The sequence below is a fragment of the Stenotrophomonas sp. 78350_Sma genome (assembly GCF_056482105.1).
In genome coordinates this window covers 4,017,313-4,033,767 of sequence record NZ_CM151182.1, presented here as the reverse complement: position 1 = coordinate 4,033,767, position 16,455 = coordinate 4,017,313, and the positions used below count along the sequence as shown (strand labels likewise).

The following is a 16,455-nucleotide window of genomic DNA, read 5'->3' as shown; positions in this document are numbered from 1 at the left end:
ATCCCCTCCGTCCCCTTTTTCTATTCGGCGTAGATCATCTTCCGGGTCATGCCACCGTCGACGATGAAGTCCTGTCCGGTGCTGAAGCCGGACAGCGACGACAGCAGGTACACCGCCAGCGCGCCGATGTCCTCGGGCTGGCCGACCCGGCCGACCGGGTGCTGGGCGTGGTCGGTGGCCGAGTAGTTGGGCTCGTGGCGGCGCGAAGGGGCCTGCCAGGCCATGGTGCCGATCCAGCCGGGACTGATGCTGTTCACCCGCACCGCCGGGCCGCTGCTGATCGCCAGCGCATGGGTGAAGGCCACCAGCCCGCCCTTGGCCGCGGCATAGGCTTCGCTATGTGCTTCGGATTGCCAGGCGCGGGTCGAGGCGATGTTGATGATCGCCCCGGCAGCGCTGGCCGACAGCGCCGGCAGCGCGTGCTTGCTGCACAGGAAGGCGCCATGCAGCGACGACAGGCGGCGTTGCCATTCGTCCCAGTCCATGTCCTGCAGCCGCGTGCCGTGCGGCCCGGCGATGCCGGCATTGTTGACCAGTCCGTCGATGTGGCCGAAGCGACGCAGCGCCTCGGCGATGAACGCGCGCACGCTGGCTTCGTCGGTGATGTCCAGGCGCTGGAACGCAGCGTCATCGCCGCGCTGCCATTCGTCCAGGCAGGCCTGCCCGGCCTCCATGTCCAGGTCGCCGATCAGCACGTGGCCACCGGCACCGAGCACGGCCTGGGCGATGCCGCGGCCGATGCCGTTGGCCCCCCCAGTGATCAGCACCACCTTGCCCGACAGCGGCGCGGCCGGCCATGCGGCAATCGGCGGAACGCGGCTCATGACAGGTCGTCGCCACGCAGGCGGCGATGCCAGCCGTCCACGCCGATGCGGTCCAGGGTCTGGATGTTGCGCTCGACGATCACGTCCGGGTCCGGATAGACGTCCACCGCGCGCGCCACGCTGTCCTCGCGCAGCAGGTGCAGGGTGGGGAAGGGCGCACGGTTGGTGTAGTTGCTGGCGTCGTCGGCAGCCACGCCCTCGAACTGGTAATCCGGATGGAAGCTGGCCACCTGCAGGATGCCCTGCAGGTCCAGTGCCTCGATCGCTGCATCGGCGTTGTCGAGGAAGTCGTTGTAGTCGAGGAAGTCGGTCAGCACCTGCGGATGCACGATCAGCGTGGTATCGATCTGCTCGGCCGGCGTATCGCGCAGCAGCACCAGCTCCTCGGCCAGCTGTTCAACCAGCGCTTCCGGCGTGGTCGCATCGCTGAGCACGAAACGGACCTGGTCCTTCACGTACACCGCCTTGGCGAACGGGCACAGGTTCAGGCCGATGACGATGCGCTCCAGCCACAGGCGGGTGGCAGCGATCGGGTCATCGGTGGGCAGGTGGGTGTCGGTCATGGCGGGCACGTCGGCTGGCGGGGCGGACATTGTAGGCAGTGTGCCGCCGCCGCGCTGTTCACTGTGCAGGAACTGGACAGTCGCCATGCTGGAAAATCCCGCCGATTCAAGCCCTTGCGGGCGACCGCTGGATGGCCGATTGCCTGCCGCGGACGGCGGGCGTGGAATGGACGCACGACACAGGAGGACACCCATGACTGCATCTTCCCCGTGGCTGCCGGACGCCCTTTGGGCCGGCGCCTTCTTCGATGGTCACTGGCATGCGGCCGCGCAACGGCAGCCGGTGATCGAGCCGGCCACCGGCAACACCCTCGGCGAAATCGGCCTGGCGGACCCCGTGCAGGTGGCGCGCTCGGCGGCGGCCGCTGCACAGGCGCAACAGGCGTGGGCGTCAGCGCCTTACGAGCAGCGCGCTGAGGTTATGCGCAAGGCGGCGCGCCTGGCCGAAGAGAACATCGACACCCTGATCGAGTGGCTGGTACGCGAAAGCGGTTCGACCCGCCTGAAGGCCGGCTTCGAAGCCAAGGTGACCATCAAGGCACTGCATGAAGCTGCGGCGCTGCCGTCGCGCAGCACGGGTGAGATCCTGCCATCCGAACCGGGCAAGCTGAACCTGGCGCGCCGACGCCCGCTGGGCGTGGTCGGGGTCATCTCGCCGTTCAATTTCCCGCTCTACCTGGCGATGCGCGCGGTGGCCCCGGCGATTGCGCTGGGCAACGCCGTGGTCCTCAAGCCGGACCCGCGTACGGCGGTGTGTGGCGGCGCGGTGATCGCACGCCTGTTCGAGCAGGCCGGCCTGCAGGCGGGGGTGCTGCACATGCTGCCCGGCGATGGCGCGGCCGGGGCCGCACTGACCAGTGATCCGCACGTGGCGATGATCCAGTTCACCGGTTCCACCGCCGCCGGGCGCAAGGTCGGCGAAGCGGCGGGCAAGCACCTGAAAAAGGTGTCGCTGGAGCTGGGTGGCAAGAATTCGCTGATCATCCTTGATGATGCCGACCTCGACCTGGCGGTGGCCAACACCGCGTGGGGCGTCTATCTGCATCAGGGACAGATCTGCATGGCGACCGGCCGCGTGCTGGTGCATCGGAAGATCCATGATGCATTCCTGCAGAAGCTGGTGGCCAAGGCCAATTCGCTGAAGGTGGGAGATCCGGCACGCGAAGAGGTGGCCATCGGCCCGCTGATCAATGCTGGCCAGCGCGACCACGCCGCACGCGTGGTCGAGCAGGCGGTGCAGGCCGGTGCCTCGCTGGAGGCAGGCGGTACGCACCGTGATCTGTTCTTCGCGCCGACCGTGCTTGGCAACGTCTCTGCCGACAATCCAGCCTTCAACGAAGAGATCTTCGCGCCGGTGGCGGTGGTCGTGCCGTTCGACGATGACGACCAGGCAGTGCAGCTGGCCAACGACAGCGAGTATGGACTGTCGATGGCCATCGTCTCCAGCAACGTCGGCCGCGCGCTGAAACTGGGCGAGCGCCTGCGCACCGGATTGCTGCACATCAACGACCAGACCGTGAACGACGAAGTGATCAATCCCTTCGGCGGCGTCGGTGCATCCGGCAACGGCACCAGTATCGGTGGCCCCGCCAACGGCGAAGAGTTCACCCAGTGGCAGTGGTTGACCGTCAAGGGCGAAGCGCCCGCTTACCCGATCTGATCGAAGGAGCCATCACGATGAACGACAACACCGCAACCCGTGAGATCACCGCTGCCGTGGTGCGCGGCAAGGAGCAGCCCTTCGTCATCGAGCAGGCGCGGTTGCGCGGCCCGCAGGATGACGAGGTGCTGGTGAAGGTGGTGGCGACCGGCCTGTGCCACACCGATCTGATCGTGCGCGATCAGTACTACCCGGTGCCGTTGCCTGCAGTGCTCGGCCACGAAGGTGCCGGCATCGTGGAAGCGGTTGGCCCCAACGTGCGCGACCTCAAGGTGGGCGACCATGTGGTGCTGACCTACGGCGCCTGTGGTCACTGCAATCCGTGCCGCGGCGGTCATGGTGCCTACTGCAAGGACTTCTTCGCGCTGAACTTCGGTGGCGATGATGGCCACGGCCATACCGCGATCACCGATGCGCACGGCCAGCCGCTGCACGACCATTTCTTCGCGCAGTCTTCGTTTGCCACCTTCGCCATCGCGCGCGAGATCAACGCGATCAAGGTGCCCGATGATGCGCCGCTGGAACTGCTGGGCCCGCTGGGCTGCGGCATCCAGACCGGTGCCGGTGCGGTCCTCAATTCGCTGCAGGTGCGTTCGGGCAGCAGCTTCGCCAGCTACGGCGCCGGTGCGGTGGGCCTGAGCGCGGTGATGGCGGCCAAGGTGGCCGGCGCCACCACCATCATCGCCATTGACGTGGTGTCCTCACGTCTGGAGCTGGCGCTGGAACTGGGCGCCACCCACGTGGTCAACAGCCGCGAGACCGATGTGGTCGAGGCCGTGCGCGCGATCGCTGGCGGTGGTGCTGATTTCGCACTGGAATCGACCGGTCGCCCGGAGGTACTGTCGGCCGGCATCGAGGCGCTGGGCGGGCTGGGCATGATGGGCGTGGTGGGCGCACCGAAGCTGGGCACCACCGCCAGTTTCGATGTGAACAACCTGCTGCTGGGCGGGCGCAGCATCCGCGGCATCGTCGAAGGTGACAGCGTGCCGCAGGTGTTCATTCCACAGCTGGTCACGCTGTTCCAGCAGGGACGGTTCCCGTTCGACAAGCTGGTGAAGTTCTACCCGCTGGAGCAGATCAACCAGGCGGCCGAGGACAGCACGCGTGGGATTACGTTGAAGCCGATCCTGCGGATTGCGGCGTAACGGCAGGGTGGGTTTTGCAGGGCTGCGCCCTGCACCTGCCGAAGCCGAAGCAACAGCAAAAGCGGGCTATCCGTGGGTTGGCGGGGTGGGTCCGGTTGAGGGGGACGCCGTGAACCCGTCCATGGGGGCTTGGTCGCGGCATCCATGCCGCTCACACCCCCTCAACCGGACCCACCCCGCCTTCGACAGTTTTCTGCAAGCTGTCGATACCGCACGGGGTCGGATCCGTTTTCCACGGGAAAACGGCTCTGACCCCTTGTTGGGTTTCTTGTCTGAATGTCCGATGGAAACGGGAACATTCCGTTGCCGGGACGTAACGCGGCCATGGCGTGCGTGGGTGTACTCTGCTTCCATGATGGCCACGACAGTCGGGCAACAACAGCTGGTCGCCGCGCGCGCTGCGTTCGCGGAAGGCGATACGCAGTCATTGGCGCTGTTGCCATTGCCGCTGCAGCATTCCTGGCAGCGTTCGCGCGCGGCCGGGGTGCAACCAGGGCAGGAGCCCTACTATCCGCCGCTGCAGGGCAATGGCCTGCGCCTGCGCGACCCCGAAGACCGCCGGCTCGCGCGCTGCGTGCAGCCCGAGCTGGAACAGCTGTGGGCGGCGTTTGGCGCGCGGGGCTGGACGATGTTCTGCGCCAACCGCCAGGGCATGGTGATCGCGCAGCAGGCGCACGGCCTGGAGGATGCGCCGCTGCTGCGGCCGATCCAGGTCGGGCGGCAGTTGGGTGAGGCGGAGATCGGCACCACGGCGCCGGCGGTCAGCCTGGCCGATGATGTGCCTGCCCTTGTGCGTGGCAACGAGCATTACCTGCAGCGCTTCGCGCCGGTGTTCTGCCTGAGCGAGCCGCTGCATGACCTGGACGGCCAGGTCTGCGGAGCGATCGATATCACCGGCCTGGGCGAGCGGGATCCGGCGCTGCTGCAGGGCTATTTCCGGCAGGCGGCGCTGGCCAGTGAAAACCGCCTGCTGCAGACGCTCACCGATGTGCACGTGCTGGCCGTGCAGCACGATCCGCGCTGGCTGGCCACGCCGTTGCAGGGTTTGCTGGCGGTGCAGGAAGACGGCCAGCTGCGCGCGGCCAACCGGGTGGCGCGGCGCCTGCTGGGCCTGCCGCGGCGCGGGCCCTTGCCGCTGCTGTCGGTGGAGACGGTGTTTGCCGATGCCAGTGCGGCACAGCGCCGCCGCCTGCTGCAGCCTGGGCCGGCGCATCGGGTGCGGCTGGGCGAGGGCAGTGCGGTCTACCTGCAGCATCTGCGTGCGCCGCGCGCGCTGCGGGTGCGCGCGGTGTCGCCTGCACCCGTGCCTGATGCGCCGCTGCGTGACCAGCAGCGGGAAGCGGCGCGGCGCGCGGCGCGGGCGGCGGAGGGTAATCTCAGCCTGGCCGCCCGCCAGTTGGGTATCTCGCGCACCACGCTGTACAAGCTGCTGCGCGATTAAGCGGGCAGTCCGCCGGGCATGGCCCGGCGCTACCGTTGCAGGCCGGGGGCGCGCCGGGTCATCAGTCGCGCGCCATCCCGGTAGCGCCGGGCCATGCCCGGCGGCGGGTCATCAATCGCGGAAATTGTTGAACTGCAGCGGCAGCTCGAACTTGCCGGCCTTCAGCACGGCGATGGCGTCCTGCAGGTCGTCGCGCTTCTTGCCCTGCACGCGCAGCTTGTCGCCGTTGATCTGGCTTTCCACCTTGAGCTTGGCGTCCTTCAGGGCGGCCGCGATCTTCTTGGCGATCTTCTGCTCGATACCCTGCTTGACGGTGATCTTCTGCCGGGCCTGGGCCAGGTTGGTCTCGATGTCGCCGAACTCCAGGCTGAGCACATCAATGCCGCGTGCGGCCAGGCGTGCGCGGAGGATGTCGTTCATCTGCTTGAGCTGGAATTCGGTCGGCGCGAACTGGTTGATGACATCGCCGTCGCGCTCGAACTTTGCGTCCACGCCCTTGAAGTCGAAGCGGGTGGCCAGTTCACGGTTGGCCTGGTCGATGGCGTTGGTCAGCTCGTGGGTGTCGACTTCGGACACGACGTCGAAGGAAGGCATGGGCGTGGCTCCGCGGAATTCAGTGGTCACCATTCTATCGCGGCGCCCATGCCCGGCGCCCAGCGGGGCGCGCGGTCGGCGATAATGGGCCATGAACGTGCAACGCTCCCCTTCGCGTGCGGTGGCCTGGATGGTCGCTGCGGTCGCCTGTTTCTCGCTGATGGACGCTGGCATGAAGCAGTTGTCAGCCAGCTATCCCACCCTGGAAGTGACCTTCCTGCGCGGCGCGGCCTCGTTGCCGTTCGTGCTGGTCTGGGTGCTGGTCAGTGCCGGCCCGCGCTCGCTGGTGCCGCGGCGTTGGGGCCTGCACCTGCTGCGCGGCGCGCTGGGCATGGCGATGATCGGCTGCTTCGTGTTCGCCCTGCGCGACCTGCCGCTGTCCACCGCCTACACCATCTATTTCGTTGCTCCGCTGTTGATCGCTGCACTCTCGGTGCCGCTGCTCGGTGAACGGGTCGGGCCGCGGCGCTGGGTCGCCATCGGCATCGGCCTGATCGGCGTGCTGGTGGTGCTGCGGCCCGGCGTGGATGGCTTCATCTCGGTGCCTGGGCTGATGGTGCTGGCCGCCGCCACCGCCTATGCCGTGGCCGCGATCACCGTCAGCCTGCTGACCCACACGGATACTTCGCAGTCGATGGTGGTCTGGTTCCTGGTGATCATGGCGATCGGCGCGGGCCTGCTGGCCCTTCCCGGCTGGGTACCGCTGCAGCTGGCGCATGCGCCGCTGATCGCCGGCATGGGCCTGGCCGGGGCACTGGGCCAGATCGCCCTGACCAAGGCCTTCCAGCTGGGCGAGGCGTCGATGATCGCGCCGTTGGAGTACAGCGGCCTGGTCTGGGTGATCGGTTGGGACCTGGCCTTCTGGGGCCAGCTGCCGGACGGCTACACCTGGGTGGGTGCGGCGATCATCGTGGCCTCAGGCCTGTATCTGCTGCATCGCGAGCGCCTGAACCGGGTACAGCCGCCGAAGCCGCTGGATCATCCCTGAGCCGGTTGGGTCAGGGAATGGGGCCAGAGCCCCTGCGGGGATCCGACCCCGGCCAATGCGTCGGTGCGGGCGTCTTAGAACCAAAAGGAATAACATTCTGGCCCATGGCGCGGGCGCGCGAGCGCCGGCGCTGGTAGGCTGCACGCCCCCTTCCGTCACCCAGCCGGTGAGCCACGCCCGTGATCGAGTTCCAGCGCCTGCACAAATCCTATGCCGTTGCCGGTCGCGAAGTCAGCGCGCTGCAACCGCTGGACCTGACCATCGAAGCCGGTGAGGTCTTCGGCATCATCGGCCATTCCGGCGCCGGCAAGTCGACCCTGATCCGCATGATCAACCGCCTGGAAGAGCCCAGCGGTGGCCGTCTTCTGATCGGCGGTGAGGATGTCACTGCACTGGACGCGGACGGCCTGCGCGCGCTGCGCAGGCGCATCGGCATGATCTTCCAGCACTTCAACCTGCTGTCTTCGCGCACGGTGGCGGGCAACGTCGCCTTCCCGCTGGAGCTGGCCGGCACGCCGAAAGCGGAGATCGATGCGCGTGTGGCCGAGCTGCTGCAGACCGTTGGCCTCGAAACGCACGCGCAGAAGTACCCGGCACAGCTGTCCGGTGGCCAGAAGCAGCGCGTCGGCATCGCCCGCGCGCTGGCAACGCGCCCGCAGATCCTGCTGTGCGACGAGGCGACCAGTGCACTCGACCCGCAGACCACCGCATCGGTGCTTTCGCTGCTGTCGAAGATCAATCGCGAGCTGGGCCTGACCATCGTGCTGATCACCCACGAGATGGATGTGATCCGCCGCGTCTGCGACCGCGTCGCGGTACTCGACGCCGGCCAGATGGTCGAGACCGGGCCGGTCACCCGGGTGTTCCTGCACCCGCAGCACCCGACCACACGCCGTTTCGTCAGTGAATCGGAGCATGTGGACGAGGGCACGCTGCACCGCGATTTCGATGCCGTCGGGGGCCGCATCGTGCGGCTGACCTTCCTGGGTGGCGACACCTACGAACCGCTGCTCGGCAGCGTCGCGCGCGAGACCGGGGTCGACTACAACATCCTGTCCGGCCGTATCGACCGGATCAAGGACACCCCGTATGGCCAGCTGGTGGTTGCCCTGGTGGGCGGCGACCAGTCCGCCGCGCAGGCCGCGTTCGTGGCCGCCGGCGTGCATGTTGAGGAACTGCGTCGATGATCATCGCTACTGCCGGCGGCTTCTTCCGCCACCTGGATGCGGGCAAGTGGGCGGACATCGGCCAGGCCACCATCGACACGCTGCTGATGCTGCTGGGTTCGCTGCCGCTGACCCTGGCCATCGGCCTGCCCTTGGGCGTGCTGCTGTACCTGTTTGGTGCACCGCAGATGAAGCGCCGTCCATTCGCCTATGGCGTGCTGGCGTTGGTGGTGAACCTGCTGCGTTCAGTGCCTTTCATCATTCTGATGATCGTGCTGATTCCGGTCACCCTGTTCCTGATGGGGACGTCGCTGGGCGTGCGTGGTGCGATCGTGCCGCTGGTGATCGGTGCCGCGCCGTTCTACGCGCGCCTGGTCGAGACCGCACTGCGTGAAGTCGACCGGGGCGTGATCGAGGCGACCCAGGCGATGGGCGCCACCACCTGGCAGCTGGTCACCCGCGTGCTGCTGCCCGAAGCGCGCCCCGGCCTGATTGCCGGTGCGACGGTCACCACCGTCGCGCTGATCGGTTTCACCGCCATGGGCGGCGCGATCGGTTCCGGTGGCCTCGGCGACCTGGCGTTCCGCGATGGCTACCAGCGCTCGCACACCGACGTGGCCTTGGTCACGGTGGTCCTGCTGCTGATCCTGGTACAACTGCTGCAGATGCTCGGCGACCGCCTGGTCGCGCATTACAGCCGCAGATAACAGAATGCCGGGCGGTGCCCGGCATCTCATTCGGGTAGTGCCGGCCGCTGGCCGGCAATCCCACGTGCGGTCAACGCACGTTCGGTACTTCGTAACCCAGCTTGCCGACCTGCTCCGGGTGCTGCGGCACGCGCTTGAGCTTGTCGGTGTTCACGCCGTACTCGTCGCGCAGGCGTTCGGCCAGCTCTTTGTACAGCGCCTTGTCCATGTCCGGCGTGCGCGAGAAGATCCAGGCCATCTCACGGCCGGGGTAGCCGATCAGCGCCCAGGAATAATCCGGCGCCACTTCCAGTACCCGCGAATGGGTCGGCACGACGCGGTAGAACCAGGTACGCCAGCCGTGGTTGCCGCTGTCCGGGTCGACGCTGGCTCGCGCGCGCACTTCCTGCAGTGGTTCGCCGAAGCCATCACGGTAGCGGTAGGTGATGCCGACCTTGTGCGCGTCGCGCAGCTCGTACTCGTTGACGCTGGCGACATGGCCACGTTCGATGAAGTTCGGCACGCGGCCGATCACATACCAGGTGCCCATGAAGCGCTTCAGGTCGATCGGTGCGTCCAGGGCAGCTGCACCAGAGGTGCTGGTATGGGGCGACGGCGGCTCACTGGCGGCCACTGCGGGGCCGGCCAGGGAAAGGGCCAGCAGCGCGGCGCAGAGCGGGCGGATCGAAGTCATGCGGGAGCGGGCTCCAGTGGGCTTGCACGCGCATGGTCGACTGTGTGCACGCGATCCGTCAATGGTGTCGCAACCTGTGAGAAGGCCCTTGCCCAAGCTGTGTTGCATTGTCCACCGGAGAAGCCCCATGAACGCACGTTCCGCTCGTCGCCCTGCAACTGAACGCGTCATCATTGAACGCGCCGATCCACGCCTGCTGCGCAGCGTGCGGCAGGTGGCGCTGGCCGGCCTGGCGCTGGTGCTGGTCTGGCCAGCCGCGCGCGGCAGCAGCGCCTGGCTGGGTTGGTTGCCGATGTGGCTGGTGGGCATGCCGCTGGTGGCCTGGTGGGCGCTGCTGCGCTTCCCGCTGCCGGGACTGTCGTGGCTGCGGCTGGCCCGGCGTACCGGTGGACAGGCCCGTCGTCGCGCCGGCGGGACACCCCGTCGCCGTCGTGGCGCTGCGGCCACGGCCTGACCTTCGACACGGGGGCGGCTGCAGCGATCCATGCTAGCGTTCCACGGCTTATGACTGCCTGGAGCTGCAATGTCTCGACTCGCTTCCGCCTGCCTGTTGGCCGGCATGATGACCGCTGCCTCGGTGGGGACCGCCGTGGCTGCTGAAGACACCGATCGCTACGCCTGGCTGGAGGACGTCACCGGCGACAAGCCGCTGTCCTGGGTCAAGGAACAGAACGCCAAGTCCGAAGCGCGCCTTGCGCAGACCCCGGCCTTCAAGCAGATGGAGACCAGCATCCGCGAGGTGCTCGACTCCGACGCCAAGATTCCCGCCGTGCAGAAGATCGGCGACTACTACTACAACTTCTGGAAGGACCAGCAGCACGAACGCGGCCTGTGGCGGCGCACTACGCTGGCCGAGTACCGCAAGGCCTCGCCGCAGTGGGAAACCGTGCTCGACCTGGATGCGCTGAACAAGGCCGAGGGCGAGAACTGGGTCTGGCACGGTGCCGACTGCCTGCGCCCGGACTACAGCCGCTGCCTGATCGCGCTGTCGCGCGGCGGTGCCGATGCCGACGTCACCCGCGAATTCGATCTGTCCAGCAAGAGCTGGATCAAGGACGGCTTCTTCCGTCCCGAGTCGAAGGGCGGCCTGAACTGGATCGATCGCGATACCGTGTTCGTCTACACCGACTTCGGTGCCGGCTCGATGACCACCTCCGGCTACCCGCGCGTGGCCAAACTGTGGAAGCGTGGTACGCCGATGGCCTCCGCCAGCGTGGTGTATGAAGGCAAGCCGGAAGACATGTACATCGCGGCGATGCACGATGACACCCCGGGCTTCGAACGCAACCTGGTCAGCCGCACGCTGGCGTTCTACAACAACGAGATCTACCTGCGTGGCGACGATGGCACGCTGACCAAGATCGACGCGCCGAACTCGGCCGAGAAGGGCCTGCACAAGCAGTGGCTGACCCTGGAACTGCGGGATCCGTGGACCGTGGGTGGCAAGACCTATGCGTCCGGTTCGCTGCTGGCGACCCGGCTGGATGACTTCCTGGCCGGCAAGCGCGAATTCGACGTGCTGTTCACCCCGACCGCGACCACCTCGCTGGCCGGAGCCACCTGGACCAAGAGCCATCTGGTGCTGAACGTGCTGGATGACGTCAAGAACCGCCTGTCGGTGCTGACTCCGGGCGCCAATGGCTGGCAGACCAGCCGCTTCGTCGGCGCGCCGGCCTTCGGCACGCTGGGCGTGGGCGCGGTCGACAGCAACGACAGCGACGCGGTGTGGCTGACCGCCACCGACTACCTGACCCCGACCACCCTGGCGCTGGCCGAGATCGGGCAGGCCCCGGAAACGCTGAAGACCATGCCGGCCTTCTTCGATGCCAAGGGCAAGGTGATCGAGCAGCACTTCGCCACCAGCAAGGACGGCACCCGCGTGCCGTACTTCGTGGTGCACGACAAGGCCATGAAGCTGGACGGCTCCAACCCGACCCTGCTGTACGGCTACGGTGGTTTCGAGATCTCGCTGACCCCGGGCTACTCCGGCGGCATGGGCCGCGCCTGGCTGGAGAAGGGCGGCGTGTACGTGGTTGCCAACATCCGTGGCGGCGGCGAGTACGGACCGCGCTGGCACCAGGCGGCGCTGAAGCAGAACCGCCACAAGGCCTATGAAGACATGGCCGCCGTGGCACGCGATCTGGTCAAGCGCAAGATCACCAGCGCCAAGCACCTGGGCGTGCAGGGCGGCAGCAACGGTGGCCTGCTGACCGGCAACATGCTGACCCAGTACCCGGAGCTGTTCGGTGCGGTGGTGGTGCAGGTGCCGCTGCTGGATATGAAGCGCTACAGCCACCTGCTGGCCGGTGCGTCGTGGATGGCCGAGTATGGCAACCCGGACACCAGCGACTGGGAGTTCATCAAGACCTTCTCGCCGTACCACCTGTTCGATGCGAAGAAGAGCTACCCGCCGGTGCTGTTCACCACCTCCACCCGCGATGACCGCGTGCACCCGGGCCATGCCCGCAAGATGGCGGCGAAGATGATCGATGCCGGCAAGGATGTGACCTACTACGAGAACATCGAAGGTGGCCACGGCGGCGCAGCCAACAACGCGCAGGCCGCACACATGTCGGCGCTGGCCTACAGCTTCCTGTGGGAGCGCCTGGGCGGCAAGTGATGGAATGAAAAACGCCGCCCTCGGGCGGCGTTTTTCATTATCGGGTAGTGCCGGCCGCTGGCCGGCAACCGCATCATTCATGGATTCCCAGGTTGCCGGCCAGCGGCCGGCACTACCGTCAACGTGATCCCTGCCAGCTCTTCAACCCACGCGCAATCCGCTCCACCGCCTCCTGCAATCGCGGCACTTCCTGCGTGTAGGCCAACCGCACGTGCTGGTTCGCACGGTGGAAGCCGAAATCCAGCCCCGGCGTGAATGCCACGTGCTCGGTTTCCAGGAAGTGGGCGCAGAACGCCTGCGCGTCATCGGTGAATGCGCTGACATCGGCGTAAAGGTAGAACGCGCCCTGCGGTTCAACCTCGATGCGGAAGCCCAGTTCACGCAATGCCGGCAACAGGAAGTCGCGGCGCTGGCGGAAGGCTTCGCGACGCTGCTCGAAGATCGCCATCGCTTCCTCGCTGAAACAGGCGAGGGCGGCATGCTGGGCGATGCTCGACGCGCTGATGTACAGGTTCTGCGCCAGCTTCTCCAGATCAGGTACCGCCGCCGGCGGTGCCACCAGCCAGCCCAACCGCCAGCCGGTCATGCCGAAGTACTTGGAGAAACTGTTCAGCACGAACGCGCTGTCATCCACCTGCAGCACGCTGGGCGCATCCAACCCGTAGGTGAGGCCGTGGTAGATCTCGTCCACCACCAGGTGGCCGCCGCGCGCATGCAGGGTCTTCGACAGTGCTGCCAGTTCCTCGGCGGACAACACGGTGCCGGTCGGGTTGGCCGGTGAGGCGACCAGCGCGCCGACGCTGTCGCCATTCCAATGCTGTTCCACCAGCGACGGTGTGAGCTGGTAGGCGGTGTCCGGGCCGACCGGCACCAGCTGTGCGCCGCCTTCAACGAGGCGCAGGAAATGGCGGTTGCACGGATAGCCGGGATCGGCCAGCAGCCAGTGGCGGCCGGGGTCGACCAGCAGGCTGCTGGCCAGCAGCAGCGCGCCGGAGCCGCCGGGGGTGACCAGGATGCGCTCGGGGTCGATATCCAGCCCGTAGTTGCTGCGATAGAAGCCGCTGATCGCCTGGCGCAGGGCCGGCAGGCCACGTGCAGCGGTGTAGCGGGTATGGCCGGCGGCCAGTGCGGCCTGTCCGGCACGCACGATCGGTTCGGCGGTGGTGAAGTCCGGTTCGCCGATCTCCAGATGGATCACGTCGTGGCCGGCCTGTTCCAGCGCCTGCGCGCGGGCCAGCAGGGACATCACGTGGAACGGGGCGATTTCATGGCTGCGCCGGCTGTAGCCCGGCGTGTGGGGCAGGGTACTCATGCGCCCATGGTACGCCGCGCGTCCAGGTCGTGCCGGCCGCTGGCCGGCACGACCCATGACGATCCGCAGGGTTGCCGGGTCGCCGGGATTGGGGTCAGATCCCTTTTCGGGGAAAGGGATCCGACCCCGTCGGAGACCATTGCATTGATGCGCCAGGAGCCTTATCTCATGAAGTCCACACTCTGCCTGTTGCTTGCCAGCCTGATGACCACCACCGCTACCGCCGCCACGCCGCCCGTTCCGCCGGATGCCGCCAAGCACCCGCATGTGGTCAAGGCGCCCTTTGGCGCCACCCGCAACGATGACTACTACTGGCTGCGCGACGACAAGCGCGAGAACAAGGACATGCTGGCCTACCTGCAGGCCGAGAATGCCTATGCCGACCAGCTGCTGGCGCCGCTGAAGCCGCTGGAGGACACCCTGTACAAGGAGATCGTCGGCCGCATCAAGCAGGACGATTCCAGCGTGCCGGCGCGTGAGCGCGGCTACTGGTACTACAGCCGCTTCGAGACCGGCCAGGACTACCCGATCCATGCGCGCCGCAAGGGCAGCATGGATGCCGCCGAGGAAGTCCTGCTGGACGTCAACACGATGGCGGCCGGCAAGGGCTACTTCAGTGTCGGCTCGATGGAGGTCAGCCAGGACAACCAGCTGCTGGCCTGGGCCGATGATGACGTCGGCCGCCGCCAGTACACGATCCGCTTCAAGGACCTGGCCACCGGGAAGGTGCTGCCCGATGTGATCACCGGCAGCTCCGGCGACCTGGTCTGGGCCGACGACAACCGCACCGTGCTGTATGTCGAGAACGATCCGGAAACCCTGCTGACCGTGCGCGTGAAGAAGCACGTGCTGGGCACCCCGGCCAGCGCCGATACCGTCGTCTACGAAGAGAAGGACGACAGCTTCTACATGGGCATCGGCCGCACCCGCGACGATCGCTTCATCACCATCGGCGTGCACAGCACGGTGTCTTCGGAAGAGCGCTACGCGCCGGCCAGCGACCCGACCACCTTCACCGTGCTGGCGCCGCGCCAGCGCGACGTCGAGTACGACGCCGACCACTACGATGGCCGCTGGGTGATCCGCACCAATGACGGTGCGAAGAACTTCAAGCTGGTCACCGCACCGACCGATGCCACCTCGCGCGCGCAGTGGAAGGACTGGATCGCGCATGACGATGCCGTGTTCATCGAAGGCTTCGAACTGTTCGACAGCTACACCGCCATCGCCGAACGCTCCGAGGGCCTGGAACGCATCCGCCTGCTGTTCAAGGACGGCCGCAGCGATTACGTGAAGGCCGACGAACCGGCGTATTCCATGGGCCTGGGCGACAACACCGAGGCCGACACGCCGTGGCTGCGCTACGTCTACACCTCGATGACCACCCCGACCACGGTGTTCGAACTGAATACCGCCACCGGCGAGCGGCGGCAGCTGAAGGTGCAGCCGGTGATCGGCTATGACGCGTCGAAGTACGAAACCGACCGTGTCTGGATCACCGCGCGCGATGGCGTGAAGGTGCCGGTGTCGCTGGTCTACCGCAAGGGCTACCAGAAGGATGGCAAGGGCGCGCTGTTCCAGTACGCCTATGGCAGCTACGGCATGTCGATGGACCCGTATTTCAACCAGACCGCGGTGAGCCTGCTCGACCGCGGCGTGGTGTATGCCATCGCCCACATCCGCGGTGGCCAGGAAATGGGCCGCGACTGGTACGAGAACGGCAAGCTGCTGCACAAGCAGAACACCTTCAACGACTTCATCGACGTCACCCGTGGACTGGTGGCGCAGGGCTGGGCGGCGAAGGATCGCGTCGCCGCGTCCGGTGGCAGCGCCGGTGGCCTGCTGATGGGCGCGGTGGCCAACCAGGCCCCGCAGGATTACCGCGTGATGGTGGCGCAGGTGCCGTTCGTCGACGTGGTCACCACCATGCTCGACCCGACCATTCCGCTGACCACCAACGAGTACGACGAGTGGGGCAACCCCGAGCAGAAGCAGTATTACGACTACATGCTGTCCTACTCGCCCTACGACAACGTGAAGCAGCAGGCGTACCCGGCGCTGTTCGTGGGTACCGGCCTGTGGGATTCGCAGGTGCAGTACTGGGAACCGGCCAAGTGGGTGGCCAAGCTGCGTGACGACAACACCGGCCACTACCCGATCCTGTTCCGCACCAACATGGAAGCCGGCCACGGTGGCAAGTCGGGGCGCTTCCAGCGCTACCGCGAGCTGTCCGAGTCGTACGCGTTCGTGCTGCAGCAGCTGGGCATCGTCCAGCCGTAATGACGCAGGGGTGCCGGGCGTTGCCGGGCACCCCGAACCGGTATCCTTGCGGCCATGAGCCAGCCCGAACCCCCTGCGCCCCGCGATACCGCCACGCCACCGCGCGTGGTGCGCTTCCGCTGGGCGTGGTGGCTGCTGGCCTACGTCAGTCTGGGCACCGGCATTGTCGGCATCTTCGTGCCGGGCCTTCCTACCACCGTATTCATCCTGATCTCGGCGTGGGCCGCCTCGCGCGGATCCGAACGCCTGCACACCTGGCTGCTGCAGCATCCGCGCTTCGGCCCGGCCATCGCCAACTGGCAGGCGCATGGTGCAGTCAGCCGCTACGGCAAGTGGATGGCCACGATCACCATGGCGGTATGCGCCGGCATCATGCTGTGGTGCGTGCCGATTGCCTGGGTGAAGTGGTTCTCGATCGGCAGCATGACCGTGGTGGCGATCTGGCTGTGGACCCGGCCGCTGCCGCCGCCTGCGGATTGACC

General features: G+C 67.0%; 15 protein-coding genes. 10 read left to right on the top strand and 5 right to left on the bottom strand.

What is annotated here, in order from left to right; all coding sequences use genetic code 11:
* Nucleotides 1–20: 20 nt before the first annotated feature.
* Together ACZK4H_RS18580 and ACZK4H_RS18575 are read right to left on the bottom strand one after the other, a co-directional pair.
* Nucleotides 21–824 (bottom strand): SDR family oxidoreductase, encoded by an 804-nt coding sequence (locus ACZK4H_RS18580; protein ID WP_099551142.1) that lies wholly within the window; start codon nt 822–824, stop codon nt 21–23.
* Complete coding sequence (locus ACZK4H_RS18575) at nt 821–1,387, bottom strand: DUF1415 domain-containing protein (protein WP_049429265.1); 567 nt, start codon at nt 1,385–1,387, stop codon at nt 821–823. The genes ACZK4H_RS18580 and ACZK4H_RS18575 overlap by 4 nt, the downstream gene beginning before the upstream one ends.
* A 193-nt stretch (nt 1,388–1,580) precedes the next feature.
* On the opposite strand from ACZK4H_RS18575, the gene ACZK4H_RS18570 reads away from it, so the two are divergent.
* From ACZK4H_RS18570 to ACZK4H_RS18560, 3 genes are all read left to right on the top strand, one after another.
* Nucleotides 1,581–3,047, top strand: a complete 1,467-nt coding sequence (locus tag ACZK4H_RS18570) for a benzaldehyde dehydrogenase (protein ID WP_099551143.1) — start codon at nt 1,581–1,583, stop codon at nt 3,045–3,047.
* A 17-nt stretch (nt 3,048–3,064) separates the two neighbouring features.
* Nucleotides 3,065–4,192, top strand: coding sequence for an NAD(P)-dependent alcohol dehydrogenase (locus ACZK4H_RS18565; RefSeq protein ID WP_099551144.1), 1,128 nt, complete (start codon nt 3,065–3,067; stop codon nt 4,190–4,192).
* A gap of 337 nt (nt 4,193–4,529) precedes the next feature.
* A complete protein-coding gene (locus tag ACZK4H_RS18560) occupies nt 4,530–5,633 on the top strand; it encodes a helix-turn-helix domain-containing protein (protein WP_239503807.1) in 1,104 nt (367 codons plus the stop codon).
* A gap of 111 nt (nt 5,634–5,744) precedes the next feature.
* Here ACZK4H_RS18560 and ACZK4H_RS18555 read toward each other — a convergent pair whose 3' ends face one another.
* Entirely contained in the window at nt 5,745–6,227 is a 483-nt protein-coding gene (locus tag ACZK4H_RS18555; RefSeq protein WP_005411107.1) for a YajQ family cyclic di-GMP-binding protein, read from the bottom strand.
* A gap of 91 nt (nt 6,228–6,318) precedes the next feature.
* Between ACZK4H_RS18555 and ACZK4H_RS18550 the strand changes: the two genes are divergently transcribed.
* From ACZK4H_RS18550 to ACZK4H_RS18540, 3 genes are all read left to right on the top strand, one after another.
* Nucleotides 6,319–7,215, top strand: coding sequence for a DMT family transporter (locus tag ACZK4H_RS18550; RefSeq protein WP_099551146.1), 897 nt, complete (start codon nt 6,319–6,321; stop codon nt 7,213–7,215).
* Nucleotides 7,216–7,394: 179 nt separating this feature from the next.
* On the top strand, nt 7,395–8,402 hold the full coding sequence (locus ACZK4H_RS18545; RefSeq protein WP_099551147.1) for a methionine ABC transporter ATP-binding protein: 1,008 nt from the start codon (nt 7,395–7,397) through the stop codon (nt 8,400–8,402).
* Entirely contained in the window at nt 8,399–9,088 is a 690-nt protein-coding gene (locus tag ACZK4H_RS18540; protein WP_005411104.1) for a methionine ABC transporter permease, read from the top strand. Before ACZK4H_RS18545 ends, ACZK4H_RS18540 begins: the two co-directional genes overlap by 4 nt.
* 70 nt (nt 9,089–9,158) lie before the next feature.
* Here the strand turns inward: ACZK4H_RS18540 and ACZK4H_RS18535 are convergent, their stop codons facing one another.
* Nucleotides 9,159–9,761, bottom strand: a complete 603-nt coding sequence (locus tag ACZK4H_RS18535; protein ID WP_099551148.1) for a lipocalin family protein — start codon at nt 9,759–9,761, stop codon at nt 9,159–9,161.
* A 127-nt stretch (nt 9,762–9,888) separates the two neighbouring features.
* Between ACZK4H_RS18535 and ACZK4H_RS18530 the strand changes: the two genes are divergently transcribed.
* Both ACZK4H_RS18530 and ACZK4H_RS18525 read left to right on the top strand, forming a co-directional pair.
* Entirely contained in the window at nt 9,889–10,215 is a 327-nt protein-coding gene (locus tag ACZK4H_RS18530) for a hypothetical protein (protein ID WP_099551149.1), read from the top strand.
* 69 nt (nt 10,216–10,284) lie between these two features.
* Nucleotides 10,285–12,381, top strand: coding sequence for a prolyl oligopeptidase family serine peptidase (locus ACZK4H_RS18525; protein ID WP_099603833.1), 2,097 nt, complete (start codon nt 10,285–10,287; stop codon nt 12,379–12,381).
* Nucleotides 12,382–12,499: 118 nt separating this feature from the next.
* Here the strand turns inward: ACZK4H_RS18525 and ACZK4H_RS18520 are convergent, their stop codons facing one another.
* Nucleotides 12,500–13,693: a pyridoxal phosphate-dependent aminotransferase gene (locus ACZK4H_RS18520; RefSeq protein ID WP_099551151.1), complete on the bottom strand. Its 1,194-nt coding sequence runs from the start codon at nt 13,691–13,693 to the stop codon at nt 12,500–12,502.
* Nucleotides 13,694–13,861: 168 nt separating this feature from the next.
* Between ACZK4H_RS18520 and ACZK4H_RS18515 the strand changes: the two genes are divergently transcribed.
* Both ACZK4H_RS18515 and ACZK4H_RS18510 read left to right on the top strand, forming a co-directional pair.
* Entirely contained in the window at nt 13,862–15,973 is a 2,112-nt protein-coding gene (locus ACZK4H_RS18515) for a S9 family peptidase (protein ID WP_099551152.1), read from the top strand.
* A 54-nt stretch (nt 15,974–16,027) separates the two neighbouring features.
* Complete coding sequence (locus ACZK4H_RS18510) at nt 16,028–16,453, top strand: YbaN family protein (RefSeq protein ID WP_099551153.1); 426 nt, start codon at nt 16,028–16,030, stop codon at nt 16,451–16,453.
* Nucleotides 16,454–16,455 lie beyond the last annotated feature (2 nt).

Coding starts and splice junctions, on each gene's coding strand:
- ACZK4H_RS18515 (WP_099551152.1), top strand. CDS start 13,862: ATGAAGTCCACACTCTGCCTGTTGCTTGCCAGCCTGATGACCACCACC.
- ACZK4H_RS18580 (WP_099551142.1), bottom strand. CDS start 824: ATGAGCCGCGTTCCGCCGATTGCCGCATGGCCGGCCGCGCCGCTGTCG.
- ACZK4H_RS18540 (WP_005411104.1), top strand. CDS start 8,399: ATGATCATCGCTACTGCCGGCGGCTTCTTCCGCCACCTGGATGCGGGC.
- ACZK4H_RS18510 (WP_099551153.1), top strand. CDS start 16,028: ATGAGCCAGCCCGAACCCCCTGCGCCCCGCGATACCGCCACGCCACCG.
- ACZK4H_RS18520 (WP_099551151.1), bottom strand. CDS start 13,693: ATGAGTACCCTGCCCCACACGCCGGGCTACAGCCGGCGCAGCCATGAA.
- ACZK4H_RS18535 (WP_099551148.1), bottom strand. CDS start 9,761: ATGACTTCGATCCGCCCGCTCTGCGCCGCGCTGCTGGCCCTTTCCCTG.
- ACZK4H_RS18565 (WP_099551144.1), top strand. CDS start 3,065: ATGAACGACAACACCGCAACCCGTGAGATCACCGCTGCCGTGGTGCGC.
- ACZK4H_RS18555 (WP_005411107.1), bottom strand. CDS start 6,227: ATGCCTTCCTTCGACGTCGTGTCCGAAGTCGACACCCACGAGCTGACC.
- ACZK4H_RS18575 (WP_049429265.1), bottom strand. CDS start 1,387: ATGACCGACACCCACCTGCCCACCGATGACCCGATCGCTGCCACCCGC.
- ACZK4H_RS18570 (WP_099551143.1), top strand. CDS start 1,581: ATGACTGCATCTTCCCCGTGGCTGCCGGACGCCCTTTGGGCCGGCGCC.
- ACZK4H_RS18530 (WP_099551149.1), top strand. CDS start 9,889: ATGAACGCACGTTCCGCTCGTCGCCCTGCAACTGAACGCGTCATCATT.
- ACZK4H_RS18550 (WP_099551146.1), top strand. CDS start 6,319: ATGAACGTGCAACGCTCCCCTTCGCGTGCGGTGGCCTGGATGGTCGCT.
- ACZK4H_RS18525 (WP_099603833.1), top strand. CDS start 10,285: ATGTCTCGACTCGCTTCCGCCTGCCTGTTGGCCGGCATGATGACCGCT.